The 21,760-nt window shown below is 45.7% G+C and carries 14 protein-coding genes; 2 read left to right on the forward strand and 12 right to left on the reverse strand.

The window, feature by feature from the left end; genetic code table 11:
- Window positions 1-172: 172 nt before the first annotated feature.
- The 9 genes from H6F56_RS13145 to H6F56_RS13185 form a co-directional block, all read right to left on the reverse strand.
- The gene (locus tag H6F56_RS13145; RefSeq protein ID WP_199312806.1) at window positions 173-1,201 is read right to left on the reverse strand and encodes a chemotaxis response regulator protein-glutamate methylesterase; all 1,029 of its coding nucleotides are present in this window, start codon (window positions 1,199-1,201) and stop codon (window positions 173-175) included.
- The gene (locus H6F56_RS13150) at window positions 1,201-3,585 is read right to left on the reverse strand and encodes a hybrid sensor histidine kinase/response regulator (RefSeq protein ID WP_242031983.1); all 2,385 of its coding nucleotides are present in this window, start codon (window positions 3,583-3,585) and stop codon (window positions 1,201-1,203) included. Before H6F56_RS13150 ends, H6F56_RS13145 begins: the two co-directional genes overlap by 1 nt.
- Complete coding sequence (locus tag H6F56_RS13155) at window positions 3,582-3,719, reverse strand: hypothetical protein (protein ID WP_190668850.1); 138 nt, start codon at window positions 3,717-3,719, stop codon at window positions 3,582-3,584. Before H6F56_RS13155 ends, H6F56_RS13150 begins: the two co-directional genes overlap by 4 nt.
- A gap of 110 nt (window positions 3,720-3,829) precedes the next feature.
- Window positions 3,830-4,504: a chemotaxis protein CheW gene (locus tag H6F56_RS13160; RefSeq protein ID WP_190668852.1), complete on the reverse strand. Its 675-nt coding sequence runs from the start codon at window positions 4,502-4,504 to the stop codon at window positions 3,830-3,832.
- Window positions 4,505-4,676: 172 nt separating this feature from the next.
- Window positions 4,677-6,269 carry a HAMP domain-containing methyl-accepting chemotaxis protein gene (locus tag H6F56_RS13165; RefSeq protein ID WP_242031984.1) on the reverse strand — a complete coding sequence of 531 codons (1,593 nt, stop codon included), beginning with the start codon at window positions 6,267-6,269 and terminating at the stop codon, window positions 4,677-4,679.
- Window positions 6,270-6,728: 459 nt separating this feature from the next.
- Window positions 6,729-8,000, reverse strand: coding sequence for a CheR family methyltransferase (locus H6F56_RS13170; RefSeq protein WP_190668854.1), 1,272 nt, complete (start codon window positions 7,998-8,000; stop codon window positions 6,729-6,731).
- 44 nt (window positions 8,001-8,044) lie between these two features.
- On the reverse strand, window positions 8,045-8,503 hold the full coding sequence (locus H6F56_RS13175) for a chemotaxis protein CheW (RefSeq protein WP_242031985.1): 459 nt from the start codon (window positions 8,501-8,503) through the stop codon (window positions 8,045-8,047).
- Window positions 8,504-8,731: 228 nt separating this feature from the next.
- Window positions 8,732-13,783, reverse strand: coding sequence for an AAA family ATPase (locus tag H6F56_RS13180; RefSeq protein ID WP_242031986.1), 5,052 nt, complete (start codon window positions 13,781-13,783; stop codon window positions 8,732-8,734).
- Window positions 13,784-14,303: 520 nt separating this feature from the next.
- Entirely contained in the window at window positions 14,304-14,567 is a 264-nt protein-coding gene (locus tag H6F56_RS13185) for a hypothetical protein (RefSeq protein ID WP_190668855.1), read from the reverse strand.
- A gap of 375 nt (window positions 14,568-14,942) precedes the next feature.
- Between H6F56_RS13185 and H6F56_RS13190 the strand changes: the two genes are divergently transcribed.
- A complete protein-coding gene (locus H6F56_RS13190) occupies window positions 14,943-15,716 on the forward strand; it encodes a hypothetical protein (RefSeq protein WP_190668858.1) in 774 nt (257 codons plus the stop codon).
- Window positions 15,717-15,791: 75 nt separating this feature from the next.
- Here H6F56_RS13190 and H6F56_RS13195 read toward each other — a convergent pair whose 3' ends face one another.
- Complete coding sequence (locus tag H6F56_RS13195) at window positions 15,792-17,183, reverse strand: N-acetylmuramoyl-L-alanine amidase (RefSeq protein WP_190668860.1); 1,392 nt, start codon at window positions 17,181-17,183, stop codon at window positions 15,792-15,794.
- Window positions 17,184-17,460: 277 nt separating this feature from the next.
- On the opposite strand from H6F56_RS13195, the gene pyk reads away from it, so the two are divergent.
- Complete coding sequence (pyk, locus tag H6F56_RS13200; RefSeq protein ID WP_190668862.1) at window positions 17,461-18,882, forward strand: pyruvate kinase; 1,422 nt, start codon at window positions 17,461-17,463, stop codon at window positions 18,880-18,882.
- Here pyk and H6F56_RS13205 read toward each other — a convergent pair whose 3' ends face one another.
- Together H6F56_RS13205 and H6F56_RS13210 are read right to left on the reverse strand one after the other, a co-directional pair.
- Complete coding sequence (locus H6F56_RS13205) at window positions 18,883-19,842, reverse strand: DUF1338 domain-containing protein (RefSeq protein WP_190668864.1); 960 nt, start codon at window positions 19,840-19,842, stop codon at window positions 18,883-18,885.
- A 405-nt stretch (window positions 19,843-20,247) separates the two neighbouring features.
- The gene (locus tag H6F56_RS13210) at window positions 20,248-21,555 is read right to left on the reverse strand and encodes an acetyl ornithine aminotransferase family protein (protein ID WP_190668866.1); all 1,308 of its coding nucleotides are present in this window, start codon (window positions 21,553-21,555) and stop codon (window positions 20,248-20,250) included.
- Window positions 21,556-21,760: the final 205 nt, after the last annotated feature.

The raw sequence follows: 21,760 nt of genomic DNA on the forward strand, positions 1-21,760 counted from the left end.
ACCAGTCAATCAGTTATTGCTCGACTAGGGCTGTATATCAGACTAAACTCATCTCCATCGAGGGTTAAGCAGAGTTTAGCAAAATTTACCTAAACTCTCCATGAGTCGTGGTTCAACTTTTTGATGACTCCTCTGGAGAATCTATGCCGAGAAACATGAGTAATAATAAAAATTAAAAATAATTAACAAAAAGATTAACAAGGGCAGCAGAAATCCCATCTATCGGCAAAATCTTCGCTGCCGCGCCTAATTCCACGGCAGCTTTAGGCATTCCATAAACCACACAACTTGCTTGATTCTGGACAATAGTGTGCCAGCCGGCACACCGTAACTGATAGAGACCTTGTGCACCGTCTTTACCCATACCAGTCAGCAGCACCCCGACACCGCTTCCCGGCCAGTATTTAGCAACACTGCTAAAAAAAACATCCACCGATGGCCGGTAGAAACAATCCTGGGGTTCCTTGGTGTGGGTAAGCGTCAGATCCGAACGCAAAATTAAGTGGTCGTTTGTCCCAGCCAGCAGGGCTTTCCCGGCTTCAAACCGGCCACCATCCCTGGCTAACTCAACTTTCACCGGCGAACGATCATTCAACCACTGAACTAACCCAGGCGCAAACTGAACGTCGATATGCTGAACAATCGCAACAGCCGCCGAGAAATTTTTAGGTAAATTGGACAAAATTGCTTTCAAGGCGCGAGGGCCGCCGGTGGAAGCACCGATCACAATTAAAGGTAACACTGGCTTGGATGGCACAGGCCCTTTTTGAGCCGGCTGCATTTGATCTTGGCGGCGAGGTGATTTGCCAAGCAATTTGCCAATTATGGCAATTTTTGCTAGCAATTTTGCTCCATTATCAGCCTGTCCGCGAACGCCTAAAATGGGGAGGTTAACGGCATCCAGCGCTCCATAACCCATCGCTTCAAAAACTTTCGACGCTTGAGCGTTGACGCTAGCCGTGACTACCACAATCGCGCACGGAGATTGGCTCATAATCTGGTGGGTTGCCTCAACCCCATCCATCACCGGCATCAATAGATCCATCAAAACCAAATCGGGGCAATCTCTAGCACATTGTCTGACTGCTTGTAGGCCATTATAGGCAACCCAAGCTATTTGGTAGTCTGCAACCGTTGCTAAGACCCGCCGTATTGCTTCGACTGCCATCAGTGTGTCATTAACGATGGCAATTCGTATCATTATTCGCCAATCAAATCGATTACAGCATTTAAGAGCGTATCATCATGAAAACTGCTTTTTGTTAAATAGTAATTTGCTCCCGCTTCCAGCCCTCGAAGGCGGTCTTCTTCCCGGTCTTTATAGGAAACAATCATTACCGGCAAAGATTTAAAATTAGAATGATTTTTAATTTGAGTCACCAGTTCGATTCCATTCATGCGAGGCATATCGACATCAGTGATAATCAAGTTATATTGGCCGGTGCGAACTGCATTCCACCCATCGACTCCGTTAACAGCAACTTCAACTTCATAACCATTATTTTCCAGTAACTTTCGCTCAACTTCCCGCACAGTAATCGAATCATCAACCACTAAAATTCGTTTGCGGGGTGCGGATGGAGCGCTGTCGCCGGCACTACTAACCGGGTTTAATCGCCCGTTTGCGAGCAGCTTATCGATAGAGCGTACCATATCCTCAACATCAATAATCAAAACAGGAGAACCGTCCTCTAGAATTGCTGCGGCGCTAATATCTTGGACTTTACCCAGTCGCGGATCTAACGGTCTGACAACTAAATCGCGTTCGCCTAAAAACCGATCAACAACTAACCCGTATCGGCTTGATCGATCACTGATAATAACCACCGGCAGATCTTCTGAGTTGAGGGTGAATGGGTTCAATTCTAACACTTGATAAGCAGCCACTAGCCCAATTGTTTGATTGTCTGTCATAAAATACTGGCGATTTTCAACAAGTGGAATTGTCTCTTTGGGAACTAGAACAATTCGCTCAATTCGCGTGAGTGGGAAAGCATACGGTTCTCCAGAAATTTCGACTAGCAAAGTGCGAATGACTGACAAAGTCAGGGGCAATTGCAAGTGAAAACTCATGCCCTTACCCTGCTTAGACACAGCCCGTAGCACGCCGCCAAATTCCCGCACAACACTTTGAGCTACATCTAAACCGACGCCACGACCAGAAATTTGGCTAACTGTATTTCTGGTGGAAAACCCCGGCAAAAATAGAAAATCTATTAGCTCGGTTTCTGTTAACTGAGCAACTATGTCTGAAGTAGATAAATTTTTCTCTACAATTTTTTCACGCAATCGATTGAAGTTGACTCCCTGGCCATCATCTGAAATGGTAATAGATAACATACCGGCGCGATGTGTAGCTTCGAGGCGCACGGTTCCGTCTGCCGGCTTGCCCGCAGCTAACCGCTCTTCCGGAAACTCAATTCCGTGGGCGATAGCGTTTTGCAGGATATGAGTCAGGGGCGCTTCTAATTTCTCTAAAATGTCGCGATCAACTTGAGTGGATTTTCCAACAATTTCAAATTTGACTTGCTTGCCCAGGTGTCTCGCCAGATCGCGAACCATGCGAGGAAAGCCTTGCACCCCATCCGCAAAAGGACGCATATGACTGGCGATCACTTCACGATAAAGCCGGTCTGAAAGATTACCAAAGCGACGAGAAAAAAGTTCTAATTCGCTCAGTCGTTCGTTTAAAGTTTGGTTGCATTCGCTGGCTTTTTGTTGAGCGAAATTTAGGGTTTCTGTGGTGCCGGCTTTAAGCTGTTCGCCTTCAAAAGATTCTTGTAATTTCTCTAGAAGATTTGACAGTTCTCCCTGTTGCTTTCTCAGTTTGAACAAGGAATCTGCAAAAGGTTGTAGCCAATTCACTTCTACGAGAGATTCGCCGGCTAAGCCCATCAACCGATTTAAATTTTCTGCGCTTAATCGCACCACTCGCTCTGTGTTATTTTGAAATTTAAATTTTGAGTTTTGCGCCGAGAATTGTGCGTCTTCTTTTGAGGGAGATAAGGGTTGAATACTGAACGTTTGTTCTGTGCTATCGATAGCAGCCGGCACCAGCAGTGCAGGGGCATCTGATTGGGAGAGATTATCGGCTGGCTGGATCGCTAAATTTTCAGAGGGCGGCTCAATTTCAGCTTGAATTAAGACAGGGGGCAGGGGATGTGCTTCTGGTGCCGGTGATGCGATTGCGGCAATTGCCGCTATTAATGTGTCAATTTCGGCTTGATGTTCAATTTGCCAACTGTGGATATCGCTTTCACTAAGTTGGGCAAGGCGTATCAGTTCATCAACTCCGTGTAGCAGCACATCAATTGTGCCGGCTGAATCAACTCTAATGGTTCCCTTTTGGGCTGCAACAAAGCAGTCTTCCATGACGTGAGCTATTTTGACAGCTCCCTCAACTTGAACAATCCGGGCAGCGCCTTTAATTGAATGGGCAGCACGCATTAAAGATTCTAATTCTGCGGCTATATTTGGGTTGGTTTCCAGCGCTAACAAGCTGTTGTTTAATAGGGCTGCCTGGTTTTCTACTTCCATGCGGAATAAATCCATCATGGAAAAGTTGCTTAAATCCTCATACTTCATTTGTCAATTGTCTGCTGGTAGAGGCGAGTGTGTTTTGTCTTGACAATCACAGATGCACACAGAGCGGGCGTTTCAATGGGGTTAGAAATTGAGTTTTCAGAGAGTTGACTCAGTTCTGTTGTTTGCGCCGGCATAAAAGTTATGCGCTAAGGTGCGCCCCCCGAATAGGGCGATTCGATTGGATTTAAATTTGTTATTGATTCAGCGTTCGTTGAAAATTGTCAAGCCCTAAAAGCTAGCTTCTTCACAAGTTTTTTTTAGTTAGCGTGTAAAATATTAATTCCTCATCTAAATAATTAACATTTCTATCTTGCCATTTTATTAGATGTTTTGTATAGGTTGGTGAGGCTTTAGCGACAGTTGCCGGCACATGGGTCAATTCTTCTGGCCCGACGCGATGCACCCCATAAATTTCATCAACTGCAAATACCCAGCGATTTTCTTCTTTTTCTACAACAACCATTCGTTTATAAATGACATGAGTCATATTTTGAGCGAGAGCTGCCGATGCGGTTTCTAAACCTAATAGATGAGTCAGAGAAACGCACAGTTGGAGTTCACCTCGGATGTTTACCAATCCCAGGAGAGTATTGTTACTGCGGTGGGGCAACGTACGTATAGGACACGGGGGTGTAACTTCTTTGAATAATTGAGCCGGCAGGGCTAGCCATTCTCTTCCCAGCCGAAAAATTGCCACTGATAGGGTGCCGGCATCTGTAAATTGACGGGTTATCGCGACTTTTTCTTGAGCCAGCACTTGAGTCCACTCACTCACATAGTCGGCATCAGTTTCTCGTTCCAGCAAATGACGACCGGCAGTAGAATAAACAGGACAATTACGGCAGTGTATGTAGGTTTTCAGTTCTGAACAAGAGCGATCTCCTTGAACTCCGATTTGATTCCAGCAATTGTTTTTCATCGGCTGATTGCTCCATAGGGTTCGTTATTTTTGATGGGTTTAGGCCATAAACCCATTGGCAATTTTTAGAGTTATAACCGAGAACTTCATTATTTAAAATTCCTTTTTCTCTTTTTTATCTCTTGGAAAGACTTAGAACACTATCCCTGAATAATGGCTTTTTTCCGAGTAACTACTTTAAAGCAAGAACTTCTCGGCGTAAGCCATGCGCTGCTTCGTTCAACTGTGAAAGCGCACTGTTAATTTCTCGGAGAGAATCAGCCGTTTGTGTGGAAGATTCACTTAGCTGTACCATCGCCTCACTAATCTGGCCGGCACCTAATGACTGCGCTTCCATCCCCTGATTCACTGCTTCAAAACGGGGATTTAACGCTTGTACTTGCTCGATGATTTCTGCCAGTTGCACGCTGATATTTCGCACATCTTCCACTCCCCGTCCCACTTCTTTGGTAAATTTATCCATTTCCATCACGCCGGTTGCCACCGCTGATTGCATTTCTTTGACCATCTGTTCTATGTCGAGTGTGGCCACTGCTGTGCGGTCTGCCAGACGACGAATTTCTCTGGCAACGACCGCAAATCCTAACCCATATTCTCCCGCTTTCTCTGCTTCTATTGCAGCATTTAATGACAGTAAATTTGTCTGATCTGCTACTTTTGTAATTGTTGTAACGACGCTGTTAATATTATTGGCTTTTGCTGAAATCGTGCCTAACTTTGACGAAATAGTTGCAGTTGCTTCTGCCAGTTGCCGCATGGTTGCTTCCATCACTACTAAGTCTTTTTGACTGTTCCCGGCTGCTTTCGCTGTGGTTTCTGATAAAAGTGTCACTTCATCCATTGTTTTAACTAATTGTCCCGATGTCGCGGCAATTTCTTTGGCTGTCGCTACTACTTCATTCGTGGAGGCCGCTTGTTCTGCGATCATCGCTTCTAATTGTTTCCCTGAAGCGGCGATTTGTGTGGCGGATGTAGTGACTTGTATTCCTGACTGCTGTACTTGAGTTTCCAGGGGTTTAGCAATTTTTTGAGTGAAATACATCCCAAAAAGTACAGCAGTCAGAGGGCCGAGTAGTATGCCTACAGCAACCCAAAAAGTTGATTGAGTGACATCTTGATCAGCTTCTACTTTCGTTGCTAAACCAGACACTTCGTCGTACTCAAGGATATCTAGAATCGATGCTGTTACGGCTTTAAAGGAATTCAGTTCTTCATTCGCTGCAAAATTACTAATTTTAGTAAGTCGTTCCATCGCTACTTGAGCGGTTGCTATTTGTGGTGATTTTTGTTTGCCCTGAACTGTCAACTCCAGCAGAACGGCTCGGGGTGCAAAGACACCCAATTCCGCAAACCTTTCGTAATTTCGCATAAACTCTTCATGATCTTGCTTCCATATTTTCCAATTTTCAAAGAATTTTTTATAAAGTTTTTTTTCTTCTTCCCCTTGAGGGGTTAATTCGTATTGCTTAAAACCTTGATTAATCTGTTCCCAAGCATTCTTAATTTGGACTAATTCGGCATCTCGATTTTCTTTACTTAATAGTGGATTTAACAAGGCTCGCTCCCCTGACTGCACTTGAGTTTGTCCTTCATTAATTTTCCACAGGCTCATGGCACTAGGCAAATGATTATTACTGAGGGTATTGATGTGGCTACTTAGTCGAGAATTTCCACTCCAGCCCACTGCCGCCACAATTAATACAATGAACCCAATAAATAAAAATGCGCTAAATAATCGGGTTTGCAATTTCATTTTATTAAACATGGTTTTTTTGAGGTATTGATTGATTTTTTCTAAAATATCTTTTTTGATTAATAAAATTGATATCTCAATAAATCGATTTAATTCTTTTGGATAAAGTGCTTATTTCCCTTCTATAATATTTTACTGTAATCACCTGAGACTTTTTGTCAACTTTTCGCATATTTTTCATTTCTTTCCCTACTTTTTTGTAAGTTTATCCATTTACATCACACCAGTTGCTATAGTCTATTGTGAAATTTTTATCCTTTGAAATATTTATGATACTTGACTTGCTGGATAATACAATAGATTGTTAAATATAATTAATCAAACAGTAGATATTAAATATCTTAAAAGTGTGTGACTTGGGAAGCTTGAGTTTTGAAACATCATTATTTTATCCTAAACAAGGAAATTAAAGTATATATTGGTTTCTTTGTAGCAGCTAGCTGCTTAATCTAACCATTCGCGATTTGGCTGTTACTTATAAAGTCGTTGGATTCGCTGTCGTATGACTGCCGCACCGGCTCGATCTCCGCGCTGCTCTTTGAGTAGTGCCAAGTGCGTCAGTGCTTCATAATGATTAGGTTGTAGGTAGATGGCTTTGTAGAAGCATTCCTCAGCGCCTTCCTCCTTACCGGCAGCTTGGCGCACCTCTCCTAATAAAAAATAAGCTTCTGCACTGGCAGGATTTTGACTCAAGTAAGTTTCGCACAGGGTGATTGCTTCATTTAGATGTCCTAAATTTGCTAAATTTCGGGCAGTTTCTAACAAAGATTCTTGAGTGTGACGTGTTTCTCGATTGAGTCGCGAAGAGACTTCTTTGCTAGACAAATTGACTGCTAAGTTGGGGGCAGATTTTACAACTGGGGTAATGGCAGCAGGGGTTGTAAGACTTTTAAATTGGTATTTTTCTGCATTAAAAATATCTTTCGTTAAGTTAGGAGAAGGTTCAACCGCTTTTCGGTAGGCAAAAGCTAGGGGATGTTGAATAGAAATAAACTGCGAATTTTGAAGCTGCCCTGTTTCTGCAGAGCCAACAAATAGCAATCCTTTGGAAGATAGTAAACGCTCTATAACTTGAATTGCTCGCTCTCTAGCTAGATGATCACAGTAAATTAATAAATTGCGGCAAAAAATCGCATCATAATAAGCTTTACCTATCATAAAACTTGCATCGAACAAATTGCCGTGAATAAAATTAACCAAACACTTGATCGATTCACATAATTGATAACTTTCCTTTAAAGGCTGAAAGTAAATATTTCTAAATTCGTTGTTATTTCCTCGGAAAGAATTTCTTTCATAAATAGCACGACGAGCTTTTAGTAGAGATTGATTACTGATATCAACAGCATCAATATGAATTTTTTTTGCACTTAACCCCGCCTCTAAAAGTGTGATGGCAATTGAGTACGGTTCCTCTCCTGTAGAACAGGGCACACTTAAGACACGAAACACGCTGTTTGGATGCGCCGGCAACCACTCTTTCATCACATAGCGGCTTAAAAAAACAAAAGGTTCTCTATCTCGAAAAAACCAAGTTTCCGGCACGATGATATTTTCAATGAGTGCTTCTAACTCTTGTGTAGAGGTTCGCAAGCGAAGCAAATAAGTTTGCATATCGGGCAACCCGCTCTCGATCATACGCTGGCGAATTGAGCGGGCAATTGTGCTAGAACCTAACGAGTTTGCTTCTAAGCCAATTTTTTCTCTGAGCAAGGCTTCAATCGCTTCTTGTGTCATAATCATCCAAAATTAAAACAAATTTGTTAAGTTGACTATTTGAATTAACCTTAGTTAGCAAAGGTTGACATTAAAAAATTACTTTGTGACTCAGACACCAGGGATTCCACCCCTATACATTGAATGATTCCTTGCTCATCTACAATTATTTTTCCCCGAGAACCAGATTGATTGATATTAATTACTGAATCCACAAATTTATTGTCTGAGTGATTAATAATTTCCGTGACTCGTTCTGCCATGACTCCTAAAAAGCTTGAGGGGCGATCTCCAATTGAATAATGAACGATGATAATTCGCGTACTTAAATAAGGCCGGCAAGAATCCCCTTGAAGGATTTGGCACATATCAATCACCGGCACAATTTCACCGCGATAGTTAAACAATCCTGCAAAATATTCAGGGGTCTGGTGGAGCTTTGTTAAAGCAACAACCGGCAGCACTTCTACAACTCGACTGATTTCTAAAGCATATCGCTCATTGCCGACATAGAAGATCAACATTAGCATAATTAGCCTGACCCTCAAACTTGATAGACTTAGTTAAGTATTCCCACTCACAGCCAGCAAGGCAACAAATAGCCATTATAATTGTTGCTAAACGCCCTCGTATTTATCATATAAAAAAATTTAGAAAATGAAGGTGGAAGCCGATTTATTGCCGGCTTCCACAAGCAAAAGGGCGAATGCGACTAAGGATCAGATCCGCGACTGTGCGTCATACAAAGCACTTAACACTTACGACTTCGTATCACACAGTAAACGTTCACTCTCCGTTACATTCGAGCTAGTCTGGAAATAATCATGCAGCAAGTCACAGGCACGCCTGACTAAATCATTGAGATCCAAATTCCATAAAATAACAGTTTTGTCCTCATGTGCCGAGGCAAGCACTTTGCCATCAGGACTGAAACTGATATCTAAAATGCCAGAATTTTGCTCTTTAAGCGCTTTGAGCAAGGTGCCATCAAGACTCCACAGTTTCACCCGACTGTCCCAACCGGCAGAGGCGACCGTTTGACCGTCGGGAGAGAACACGACACTCGTTACACTATCGCTGTATCCTTTCAACAAGGTTTTGGGTGGACTGCCATTGATCGGCCACAGCTTAACCGTATTATCCCAACTGCCGGTAGCAATGAGCTGCCCATTGGGCGAGAAACTGACACTGGTGACATAGGATCGGTGGCCATGTTCCCCCCCCAAGGTTCTTAGCAGTTTTCCCTGCAAGTTCCAAAGTTTGACCGTTTTATCATCACTGGCAGAAGCAATAAGCCGGCCATCTGGGCTAAACCTGACACTATTGACACGCTCGCTGTGACCAGTGAAAATCTTTAGCAGTTCACCGCGTCGAGTCCAAAGTTTCACCGTTTGGTCGTGGCTGCCGGTGGCGAGTAGCTGACCATTGGGGCTAAAACTGACACTGTAGAACGCGTCGCGTCCAGAGAGGGTTTTTAAAAGTTCACCCTCGCGGTTCCAGAGTTTCACCGTATTATCTAAACTCGCTGAAGCGATCGTCTGGCCATCTGGGCTAAAACTGACACTGATGATGCGATTCGTGTGACCTGTCAGGGTTTTGTAGGGAGTCTTTTGAAGTTGCCCGATTGTATTGCGTAACCACAATTTCACGGTTTTGTCGCGGCTGCCGGTGGCAATTAACCGGCCATCTGGACTGAAACTAATGCTAGTCACTCGATCACTATGATCTTTGAGTGTTGCCGGCTTGGTGTCGTAAGTGGCCCAGAGTTTCACCGTTTTGTCTAAGCTTCCCGTCGCAATCAATTCCCCATCCGGGCTAAAACTAACGCCGGTGACACGACCACTGTGGCCCTCTAAAGTTTTCAGCAATGTACCATCCATTTGCCAGAGTTTCACCGTCTGGTCATCACTGGCCGTGGCAATTAATTTGCTATCCCGGCTAAAACTAAGGCTATAAACGGCTTTTTTATGGCCGATAAACGTATTGACTAAGGTGCCGTCTGGCTTCCAGAGTTTCACAGTGGTGTCTTTGCCGGCAGTCGCAAGGAGATTGCCTTGCGGACTAAAACTCACCGCCATCACCCAGTCACTATGGCCCTTTAACGTTTTCACTGTCGTCCCGTCTAACTTCCAGAGCTTGACGGTTTTATCATCACTTGCGGAGGCAATTAACTGCCCATCCGGCGAGAAACACACCCACTCCACCGGCCCGCTATGGCCGGTTAAGGTGGTAATTAACGTGCCGTCTAGCTTCCAGATTTTCACCGTTTTGTCGTGACTGCCGGTGACGACCCGCTGCCCATCTGGGCTGAAATTAACGCTATAAACGCGATCTCCATGACCGTTCATCGTTGTCACCAGTGTGCCGTCCAGTTTCCAAATTTTCACCGTTTTATCCCGGCTGGCAGAGGCAACTAGCTGGCCATCCGGACTAAAACTCACCCGCGTCACACTGTCGCTATGCCCAGAAAAAACATTGATTTCTCTGCCATCACGACTCCAAAGTTTCACCGTATGCTCATTTCCCCCAGACGCAAGCAACTGGCCATCTGGAGAAAAACTCACACTCCAAATACTGTCCCGATGCCCCTGTAAGCGATTGCGTTCTCTGACCCCATAAACGGCCTGCTGCAAGGCTGTTACAACCCGAATTCGGTTATCTGGTTGGGGTTGGGCCACTGATTCCAGTGTTTTCCTTGCCCACAAACTTTCGATCAGCGCATCAAATTCTTGATGGGTATTAAACAGATATTCAGAATTGTTGACATGAGCTTTGAGATTTGCTTTGGTTTCAGCGATTTCTGCTTCTTGCTTCAGGGTTTCAGCTTTTTGTTTTAACGCTTCCGCACGTAGCCAAAAGCCGCAAGTAAAAAATGCCAGCAGTAAAAATAAGCCGCCGGCTCCTGCAAACAGCAGTTTTTGCGTTTCGCTTCTTTTTAGCTGTTCTCTTTGCTGCAATTGCTCTCGACTTTTGTACTCTTGATGGATAAAATCAACGAGATAATCATGAACCAGTTGATAGTGGTCTGCCGGCTCTTCCCGGTGGTGAAAGACCAGACCTGAACCGACCAAAATCTCTAAAATTAAGTTTAATTTGTTCGCCTTAAATGTCAAGGCTGCCGCCAAGTCGTGTTTGGTCTTCAGGGGGCGTCTGCCTTCGGCATCTGTGAGCGAAAATAAAACTGTCCAAGCCGCTTCTTCATTTTCTTGCCCGCAATCGCCGATGACTTGCTTGAGGGAGCGCTGAACTAATTTGGCTTTGGGATTATCATCATCTAGGCTGCGATATTGTTCTAGGGTGGTAATTTTATCTTCTTGCAGTTGGGCACCAACCACCTGCAACTCAATCGGGCGAACCGTTTCTCGCTCACTGAGAAGGTTTTTGACTAAGGCATCAATTAAGGCTTCTTCTAAGTAAAACTGGGAGCCTTCCGTTAAGCTTTTCAGAACTTCCTTGGCTTCAGGTTCAGAGAAGTTCTTAATGGGATAGCGAATTTCCCTATCTAAAATATTGTTGTCTATAGCATCTAAATTTAGATCGTTAAAGCATTCATACTCCAACAAATAATGCAGATAATCTTCTCGCAAAGATAGGATAACTTTTACAAAGGGACTGTTAAGACAGTCGCGCAAAAATTCAAAAAACGGTCGCCGATTGATAGGGAATTGATCAACAAAGAAAAATTCTTCAAATTGGTCAAAAATTAGCACAGTCAGCCGATTGCGGTCGGCATTTTCACGCAGTTGTTCAAGAATGGCGTCTTTTGAATTAAAAGGGGAGGAAATGCAAAAGGAGTCGCTGATCGCGCTTGTGTCTTCTCCGGTTGTTTGCTGAAGTGCCTTCGCTAGCTCTCTGCCTAGGGCAACCATCCAATCTGTGTAAACTCGCAGCACCACCGGCAAGGCGACGCGATCGCCGATTGCTCGCTGCTGCAACGCAGGTACTAAGCCGGCGTTGACTAAGGAGGATTTGCCGACGCCAGAGGTTCCGTAGATAACCGTCAGCTTATAATCATTGCGACCCATCCGTTCGATTAAGCGCTCAATATCCTGCCGGCGTGCCGCAACTGCCAATTCTGGAGCGACGCCAAGGCTGAGCGCTGCATCGTCTAAGCCTGGGTTAATTGCCTGTCGCTGGGGTTGCACTTGGCCGGCACCGATGAAAGCCCGCAACCCGTACTGATGCTCGATTTCCCGTTGCTGTTTTTTAATTAAGAAAGCATTTAAATACTGACCTTGCTTAAAATAAAGCGATCTCAGCTCCTCCATGATGCGAATGTAAAGCTGGGGATCGGGGCAGTGCTGCGCCAGTGCCACTCTCGCCTGTTCCAGGTAGGTAATGGCAACGCGTTCACCATTGACGTGAACCTTTTGCCGGGAAAGGGGCAGCCACTGTGTCGCCGCTTCCAGGCGTAGCGCCTGCGCTAGCAAAAACAGATATAAGGCTTGATGCTGGTGCTGTTTTACCGCTGCTGAGGCCAAAATCTCTAGGGCTTGCTGAGCCGCCCATTTGGCATCCCGTGCTTGTTTATTGGCATTGCGGACTTGCTGAGTCGCCCATTTGGCATCGATTTGGCCTTCAGTTACTTTGGACAGTTGTAAGGCTTCCTCGGCTTTTTTCACACACACTTCAGCCAGAAAGCCATAATCCTGCGCGAGCTGCACCGGCTTGTCCTCGGTATAATGCAGGATTAGTGCTTTTTGGGCGAGTTTGTGCAACTGCTCCCATGCTTCCAAACGCCGCAGAACTTCACCGAGATGGTTGATAAATTTTGAGATTAAATCGGGCCGGTTCCCCCGCTCAAAGACATCTAAACATTGTTGTAAATAACGCCTTGCCTTATTCCAGTGCTGCCGGCTCTCGGCTCGTTCCCGTTCGGCTTTGCGGCAATAACACAAACCGATATGAAATAAGACAACGCCTTGCCGTTCTATGAAATATTGGATTAGCAGGAAATGCTGTTGCGCTCGCCGGCTTCGTTTGATATGTCTCCATCTACCTTGCTGCCAAAACCCTAAGCTTTGCTTGAAGTAGTTTAAGGCTAAATCGAAATTGTCATTGGCATAAGAATCCAAACCGAGAACAAATTGTACACCGGCATCAATTGCCGGTTCTAAGCGAACCCCGCGTGCTAGCAAATCCCGCTGGGCCAATTCGAGTTCATGCCGATCTGGAGAACGTTCAGCCGGCATTCGTGTACTGCTACCGGCTAGAAGAATTCTCGTGAACTCTGCCTCTGCCGGTTTCCGCAAAATGTGGATTAACTCCTCACAAGCGATTTCAAATTTAATCGAGGTTGCAGCCCAGCTTTTAAAATCGGCAGCCAAGCGCACCAGCTTTTGCAAAAGAACATCATTAACCCACAACACCAAAGGGAACGGAAAATTTTTGCGAAATTCCTCCCTTACTTGGTTGGTAGAAGCCAGCACTCGCTCGATTTCTGTGACTGACTCCAAGCCGAAAATCATTAATGCTTGCGGGTTTTCATTTGCAAGCAAATCCCGGATTGTTGTGTAAAGAGTTGTAACAAACTGAGGCAGGACAAGCTCTCGAACATTCAGCACCGGCATTTGACAGCCTTGAGTCTGGCCGTACTCTTCGCTGTTAAGAAATTCCCGTAGCCGGTTTGCCATGCGCTCTTGCAGAACTGCATAGTTGCATCGGACAAAAATCAGCGTAAATTGGCCGGCAGAAAGAGTGAGCGCCCTCGCCAAAATTTTCACTGAACGCTCGTTGTACGCGTCCGTATATTCCAATGGGTGCGGGTCAGTCATCGTTAAATGTTTCGCTGCTGCCAAAGCTGATTGCATACTTCAAACTGCACCCTATATATTCACGTAATGCTGTGGGCATACGTTGATGTTAAGAGCATAGGATTAACACTAAAACACGACTCTTCACGCCGGGGCGAATGTCTTTTATTTTAGAAGTTCGCGAACACGCTTTGCGCTTATGCTCGCAGCCTTGCGCGTGTCTTCTCAAAGCGTCGCGGTCTTTCAAAACTCAACCGCACTGCAAAGCACGTGTTTAACCTTCTAAGTGAATCTAACCTCACTCAATGGGCGCTCTCAGAAAAATCAGCCCTGCGCTAGATTTCACATTGAGTTTTTTCCGCATTTACATCATCCAATGGGGTGGGTATCTAAAGTGAATCCCCCTTAGGGAGGATTTTTAATAGATGAGGGGGATAATAAGTTGCTTGCCATACCTCCAAAGCTTTGCCGCTAAACACGTTGACGCCAAACATCGAATGAATGATGTTTTAATCCACACAGGAGATGAGCGCAAAATTATCTCCTCGAATCGGCTCACTGGCGATTGTAACCGGCATTAAATAAAATGCCACAGGGTGTAACATCCTAGGAGGCCGGCGGGTGCCATCCCATTTTTCTGACCGAGCGCAAAATCTCGATTCTGAAGATGGGGGGGGATAAATGGAGAGCATCCCATTTTTGTAAACTTGTCTTGTGGGCAAGATGGCCACTTGTCATCATCTGTGGCAGCAAGATGCTCCCACTCCAAGAGTTCGGCAAATCCCAGATGCACCCGATAAATGATTGGCCCCCATTCCCCAATTCCCCACCGGCCACTCATTTGTAGCGCCGGCCAACCAAAATAGGGAAATTATTGAGCGAGTTGTAAAATTATCCCGATTAACCCTCTACACCTTAGAAAAACCACATATATACCGAAAGACCTATACCGAACACTCTAAATTCCCCTGGCTGAGATCGGCCAGGGGAATTATATTTTTTAACGGATCGATATTGATCGCAACGTTGTATCACGAAAGTCGAAAATAATCCCGCCTAGCCGCGCCGGCTTGCCTTGTTAGGCCACTTGGGCAAGTGTCACAAGCCCCCTCAACCGGCCAACCTATGAAGCCTGCGTAACTGTCACAAACTGGCAGAAACAAGGCAAAAAACTTATCCAGGATCAAAGTAACCCTTCATCGCTGAGGTTACTGGAATGTATTTAAGCTTTTTCACCAGTTTTAGTGCTGGATTCGCTGTTTTGCTACTGCTAGCCTTTGGGTTACTGCAATGGTTGCACATCCCCGCCGGCAGCATTCTCGACTGGGTGATTGGCGGGGCGAGTTTTTGGTGGTTGGTAGTGATTGTCACCGTGCCTTGGAATGTCCATTTTCAGGCTAAAGAAGTTTTAGCAGAAGCGGAGCGATCCATTGAAAAAGGAATAGTCGTAGATGAAAAGCAAGTGAAGTATGTCAACCGTTTAGCTTCGCGTTCGCTTCTCGTCGCCATTGCACTGCATCTGCTTTCAGCCATCGGACTCTACACTTTGGCGATCACCGGCATCAGTGCGGTTGGCTATGTCAGTTCCGGTGCCGCCTTACTCCTAACCCTTCTCAGGCCGGCAGTCAGAGCTTATGAGTATTTAGCCGCACGTCTGCGTGCGATCGGTCAAGAAGTACAGTATCCCCGCGAAGACGTTATGAATTTGCGCCAGCGCGTCATAACTTTGGAGTCAACCGTCGAGCAACTGCAAGAGCAACTGAACCCCGAAAATCCTACGTCTTGGGTCTCCACCCAAGAGCGCCAATCCCAAGCGACTCGTAACGATCTAACTGGCGTTGCGGCCTCTTTAGAACAGCTCCGAGTCACAAATCAGGCTGAGCATGACCGGCTAGCCAGAGAATCGCAAAATGCGATCGCCCAGCTCAGCACAGACGGCCAATTTCTCGACCACGTTCGGGAAATTATTCGGTTTTTTAAGACAGCTTAGGGGAGTGCTGAGTCCGGAGTGGGAAAGTGGGAGAAAAGTTTCTCCTCTAATGCCCCATTCCCCATTCCCCATTCCCTATAACAGCCCTGCTGACTCATACAAACGTCTGAGGAGAGCAGTGATCTTCGCACCATATTCTAAATTTGCTGCCCAGCGTCCGCTCAGCTGGTCTACCAAAGGGGCAACCCCTCGCGTGACAAAGCGAAACCTGGGATCGACGATTTCCTGAACAATAGGCTCTGTAGAGGCATAAGCTTTTAGATGCTGGATCTGTGCTCTGACACCTATTCGGGCACTGGGGAAAGAAGCTCCTTCAGCGCCGGTGCCCACTCCCCCTAAACCGGCAAAGTTATTTTGAGAAGGTTTAACACCGCTGACAAAGCGCAGAAATGCGGTTTCTAAACACATCTGACAAAACGCAATATCATAATTGACGCCCTCAATACTAGCTTCCTCCCTATAAAGTTTGGGGATATCTGGAAACTGGTTAAGGGCAGCTTCATTGTTGGCTTTGAGAAACATGATCAGCTGCACTTCGGTGGTGTTGCCATGCCCCATGATCTTATCGAGCTGGCCTGCACACACATTCAAAATTGAACGAAGACTGACGGTGCGAGTAGAAGAGTCCCAATTTAAAGAGATATTGAAATCTCGCAGTTCAACTGCTCTGAGATAAACAATATTTCTGTAGGTAACGCGGCGGACTTGGCTGGCTCTTGTCAGATCGATTCCCAAACTATCGATTAAATCAATTGGAACGTAGGCATTGCCGTTAATAAGGATGCCCTTCTCTCCGTATAGCTGGCCGTTAATATTGATATTGCAAAATGGATAAGTTTCTGCCGGCGTTGGGGTTGGAATTGGCACTGGAGTTGGAACTGGCGTTGGCGTTGGCGTTGGCAAGGTCGTTCCGCGCACCCACGCCGCCAGTCCGTCTGCAATTCCTAAAGCTATATCCCGGCGTCGATTTTGGATCAGATATCGGTCATCTGGATTGGTGAGAAAGCCAACTTGCATCAGCATTGACGGAATAATAATTCCCCGACAAAAAGCCGAACTCCCCAGCTCGGTGGTTGTATCCGGCCTAGCGCCGCGACCGGGCAATTGAGGCAGCCGCCGTAGCAGTCCCAACAGCAGCAGTTCTGCGTCTGCTTTGCGCTGTTCGTTATTGGCGATGTAAAAAACGCTCGCACCTCTAGTTACTGGATTGAAATAAGCATCGGCATGAATTTCTATGGCAACATCACCCGGACGCTGACGAGCGTTGATCCATTCAATGGTCTGTTTCATACTCAGATCGTCCGGTACAGCCAGGGCTTCTAAATTGCGAGAGCGCAACTCTGTTATCACCAGATCGCGCAGCGAAATCATTTCTCTGGCTTCTGTTGTATTACCGGCTATTGCGCCCGGATCGAAAATTTGCCCCTCATAACCCCCGTGGCCGGCTGAAATAAAAACTCGTCCCATGTGCAATTCTTGTCCTAAAGATAGAAGTATTTGATATCAAGCAATTACGATAATGGATTCTGACGTTTCTAGGTTAACCGAGCTGTGACCTAGTTTTATACGAATACCCCGTTGCATTTACACTCACAGGCACTTTCGCAACTCTGGCTAGCTGATAAGCCTGTCTATATTCCCAATCCAGCCGACAAAATTTCGCCATCGATTTTGGTTTCTGAACATTTGTTAGCCTGTAACTGAACAAATTCGCAGAATCACGTCCCATCAAACCGGACTATATATGCGTAAAACCAAAATTATCTGCACCCTTGGCCCCGCTAGTTCCGATTACGAGACGATTAAAGCAATGGTTGAGGCCGGCATGGATGTCGCCCGCCTCAACTTTTCTCATGGAGCATACGCAACCCACGAGAAAAACATTCACCTCTTGCAGGAAGTCTCTGCTGAACTCAATCGTCCTCTAGCCATTCTCCAAGATTTACAAGGCCCGAAAATACGGGTGGGAGACATGGAAGAAGGGTCCATTCTCAGAGCCGGTGAGAAAACTGTGATCACCATGAATGAAGTCACCGGCACCGCAGAGCGATTTAGTTCCACCTATAAGGGACTCGCCTCCGATGTTAAGGAGGGAGAACCCTTGCTCATTAATGATGGACTGCTTAGCCTTCGGGTGGACAAAGTGGCCGGCAGTGAAATTTATGCAACCGTGATTCATGGTGGACCCTTGGAAAGTCACAAGGGGATTAACCTGAGTCAATCTTCGATCTCGACTCCTGCTTTAACAGACAAAGACATCGAAGACTTAAATTTTGGCTTGAGCCAAAATGTTGATTATGTGGCGCTTTCCTTTGTTCGGGAAGCTTCGGATATCAAAGAAGTTAAAGGTGCCGTTAAGCGCAAGGACAAAGCAACGAATGTGGTTGCTAAGGTGGAACGTCACGAAGCGGTAGAAGAACTCGAAGGCATTGTCGATGCTGCTGATGTGGTGATGGTAGCGCGAGGGGACTTGGGTGTGGAAATGCCCTTGGAACAGGTTCCTATTATCCAAAAGTCGATTATTGAAATGTGCCACAGCCATCTGAAGCCGGTGATCACGGCGACTCAGATGTTAGAGTCAATGATTTACAACCCCCGGCCCACTCGTGCCGAGGTTTCTGACGTCGCAAATGCCATCATTGATGGGACAGATGCGATTATGCTTTCCGGAGAGACGGCAGTTGGGCGCTACCCAGTGGAAACAGTCAAAACAATGGCCCGAATTGCGGAAACGGTAGAGGCACGGTTAGTTCGCTCTACCAAGTACCTCAACGGAGTCAAGGATTTGGAGATGTCCAACTCTGTGGCCCATGCGGCTTGTCAGTTAGCAGAAGATTTAAAGGCAAAAGCGATTATCTGCTTTACAGAACATGGATTTACCGCTCGAATACTGTCTAAATACCGGCAGCCAATTCCTGTCATTGCCTTAACACCTTCAGAGTTGGTGCAGCGCCGGCTGGCTCTCTATTGGGGTGTGCGAGCGCTTCTCCTTGAGCAAGTTTCTGGTACCGATCAAATGATTTGCTTAGCAGAAAACGCTGTGCTTGAAGCTGGATATGTCTCGAAGGGAGATATTGTTGTCATGACTGCCGGCTTGCCCTTGCCTTATACTGGCGTGACAAATTTAATTAAGGTTCACCGCATTGGGGAAACTCAGTTGGTTTAGTTATTGCTCCACTCCCTCGTCCGCAATGCGCGTCATTTCAAATAAATTTTGGGCGTTAGGGCCGAGAAATGCTTCAAATAGTGCGGTTTGTCCGGGCGCAATTTCTATGAGGTTGCGCTCGGCTATTTCGTAATAGGCGTATGTCCAGGGTATATAGATGATTTCTCTGCTGATATCATCTCGCACCGGCACGTTTTCTGTGATGGCTTGAGTTGCTGTCTGACGCAAACCTGTGCTTCGGTTACCTTCGATTTCGGCTTTCATGGGAACGCCTCGTTCGGTTAAGCCACGGGCTGTGGTTTCGATATTGGGGTATTGTTGGGTATTGTGGCGGTTGATGTAGCCGGTGAAGTGGTTCACGGCATAACCATGCAGCAGCACCCAAGCTCCATATTGAGTGATTTTATTAACAGTTTCGACGGTTGAGTGTAAGGGGCGTTGCCAAGGACGAGTAAAGATTTTTTGCAGTTGATTGGCAATATTTTCCGTCTCTGCTGTGTTCATTAGAGAGGCAATTGATTGGATTTCTATTGCGAGATCGGTGGTGACAGTTTGATAAATTAATTCCGCAATGTCTGCCGGCATTTCTTCCACAATCAGTTCACTGATAAAGAGTTTGGGTAAATCAAATTGCTCTTGCTGGGGGTGCCGGTAATGACGCGCATAAAGTTTTTGATCGGGAAAAGATAATTCTCCAGCAACGAAGTAACCCAAAGCTTCGGCAATCTGCCCGATATATTCAATCCCTAAGTTTTTCTTGCCTTCGGGAGTTTCCACATTTAGACGCAAGGAACGGAAAGCAATGTGGTCATTGGCGACTGTGCCGCCGGCTTGCAGAATCATTTGCTGGTAGATGCCGGCATAGCTTACCCTGGCGCTGTAATCTTCCCAAAGTTTATTCCACAGCTTGCCGACTATTTCGATATTTTTTAAGTTGGTATCAGATGAGTTGGCTATCATTGATGCTACACTCCTTAATCTGTTATTTTTTATTTTAAAATTAAATATTAAGTTTAAGTATATTTTTAATCAAGTTAAAAATATAAAAACTCAAATCTTAAGCAAAAAAAACAATATAATCAAGCAAATTGACTTATATGGTTTTAAATATTTGGAGTTTCTGTATCCAACTATCATCTTTGTATTAGCCGCAGATAAACGCAGATAAACGCAGATAAATACAGGATGCCGTCAGGTATGGGCAGATGATACTAAATTCCGGTTGGCTAAACCTCCTTTTTTAGGAGCGAAACTTTATTAACAATGGTTCATCAGTCGAAAAAGAAAACCGGCACTCTTGCGAACCGCCTTTTAGCCTGTGGTGAATGACCACAGGCTGGCTTTATGCCGTTTTTATGTATTTACTTAACAACCTAATTCTTCAAACAACTCTGTGAGAATCTGCAAAGCCGTTTCGATCTGGTCGCTTTCAATAACTAAAGGTGGGCAAAACCGAATCGCAGATTTACCGCAACCCAGTAATAATAATCCTTTGTAAAAAGCCCGATCCACAATTTGATCACGTAACTCGGAATTTAAATGACCTTCGCCATCAAGTAAATCGATTGCCACCATCAAACCTTTACCTCGTGGCAAAGAAACTCGACTAAACCGGCTTGCCAGCTTACTTAGCCCTGCTTGTAATAACTCGCCCATTTTATAAGCATTGTCAATCAAACCGGCTTCCAGCAATCGTAACGTCGCATTCGCAGCAGCACAGGCAACGGGATTGCCCCCGAAGGTTGTTGCATGAGAACCGGGCGGCCACGTCATTAACTCAGGTCGAGATAAAATAGCACCGAGAGGCAAACCGCTGGCAATGCCTTTCGCAAGGGTAATAATATCTGGCATCACACCCCAATGTTCAGTGGCAAAAAGTTTGCCGCTGCGCCCCATGCCGGCTTGCACTTCATCAACAATCATAAGGATGCCGTGGCGAGAGCAAATGCTGCGAATACGCTCTAAAAAGCCATCTTCCGGCACAATATAACCGCCTTCTCCTTGAATCGGTTCAACAACAATCGCCGCAACTTCAGTGGGTGGCAATACTGTGGGGAAAAGCTTTTGTTCTAGGTAATCCAGGCTTTCATGGGTGCCGTAAGGGATATGGGTAACACCAGGTAATAATGGCCCAAATTGCTGGCGCTGGACGGTTTTAGAGCCGGTGAGAGACATTGCGCCATAGGTGCGCCCGTGAAAAGCGCCCAAGAAGGCGATGATCAGTGATCGCCCCGTATAGTAACGCGCCAGTTTTATCGCCCCTTCGTTCGACTCAGCCCCAGAATTGCTGAAAAATACCCGCGCACCATTGGGGAAGGGAGCACGTTTGGCTAAGTCTTCTGCCAGTTGCACCATCGGTTCATAATAAAAATCAGTTCCCGACATATGCACTAGACGCGCAGACTGCTCTTGGATAGCTGCGACAACTTCAGGATGAGCATGGCCGGTTGCCGTGACTGCGATGCCGGCAGTTAAGTCTAAAAAAACGTTGCCATCCACATCTTCGAGCATACAGCCGGCACCACGAGCGGCAACTAATGGGTAGCCACGGGTGTAGGAAGGGGACGTTACCGCCTGATCTCGCTCCACAAGCGCACGGGCGCGAGGCCCAGGCAGGGAGGTTACGAGGTGGGGAGTACGAGGCAGAGTCCTGTTGTTGGGAAAGCTGAACATAGCAATTAAAGATAAGGGTAATACGATTTTAAATTTTAGATTTTAGATTTGAGAGGGGAAATTTGAGGGATTAAGCGGCTTTGGGGAATAATAAATATTGCAAACTTTATGCAAAAAATAAAAATTTCGCGCTATAAATCTTGATGAAAAATTGAAAAGAATCACCGCCTGAAAATTAAATCATAAGCAGTCCAGGGGAAAAAAA

Source organism: Microcoleus sp. FACHB-672, assembly GCF_014695725.1.
Taxonomy (GTDB): domain Bacteria; phylum Cyanobacteriota; class Cyanobacteriia; order Cyanobacteriales; family Oscillatoriaceae; genus FACHB-68.

Excerpts from the sequence above, each read along its gene's own strand:
- H6F56_RS13145 (WP_199312806.1), bottom strand. The coding sequence starts at position 1,201 with ATGATACGAATTGCCATCGTTAATGACACACTGATGGCAGTCGAAGCA.
- H6F56_RS13150 (WP_242031983.1), bottom strand. The coding sequence starts at position 3,585 with ATGAAGTATGAGGATTTAAGCAACTTTTCCATGATGGATTTATTCCGC.
- H6F56_RS13155 (WP_190668850.1), bottom strand. The coding sequence starts at position 3,719 with ATGCCGGCGCAAACAACAGAACTGAGTCAACTCTCTGAAAACTCAATT.
- H6F56_RS13160 (WP_190668852.1), bottom strand. The coding sequence starts at position 4,504 with ATGAAAAACAATTGCTGGAATCAAATCGGAGTTCAAGGAGATCGCTCT.
- H6F56_RS13165 (WP_242031984.1), bottom strand. The coding sequence starts at position 6,269 with ATGTTTAATAAAATGAAATTGCAAACCCGATTATTTAGCGCATTTTTA.
- H6F56_RS13170 (WP_190668854.1), bottom strand. The coding sequence starts at position 8,000 with ATGATTATGACACAAGAAGCGATTGAAGCCTTGCTCAGAGAAAAAATT.
- H6F56_RS13175 (WP_242031985.1), bottom strand. The coding sequence starts at position 8,503 with ATGCTAATGTTGATCTTCTATGTCGGCAATGAGCGATATGCTTTAGAA.
- H6F56_RS13180 (WP_242031986.1), bottom strand. The coding sequence starts at position 13,783 with ATGCAATCAGCTTTGGCAGCAGCGAAACATTTAACGATGACTGACCCG.
- H6F56_RS13185 (WP_190668855.1), bottom strand. The coding sequence starts at position 14,567 with ATGAGTGGCCGGTGGGGAATTGGGGAATGGGGGCCAATCATTTATCGG.
- H6F56_RS13190 (WP_190668858.1), top strand. The coding sequence starts at position 14,943 with ATGTATTTAAGCTTTTTCACCAGTTTTAGTGCTGGATTCGCTGTTTTG.
- H6F56_RS13195 (WP_190668860.1), bottom strand. The coding sequence starts at position 17,183 with ATGGGACGAGTTTTTATTTCAGCCGGCCACGGGGGTTATGAGGGGCAA.
- pyk (WP_190668862.1), top strand. The coding sequence starts at position 17,461 with ATGCGTAAAACCAAAATTATCTGCACCCTTGGCCCCGCTAGTTCCGAT.
- H6F56_RS13205 (WP_190668864.1), bottom strand. The coding sequence starts at position 19,842 with ATGATAGCCAACTCATCTGATACCAACTTAAAAAATATCGAAATAGTC.
- H6F56_RS13210 (WP_190668866.1), bottom strand. The coding sequence starts at position 21,555 with ATGTTCAGCTTTCCCAACAACAGGACTCTGCCTCGTACTCCCCACCTC.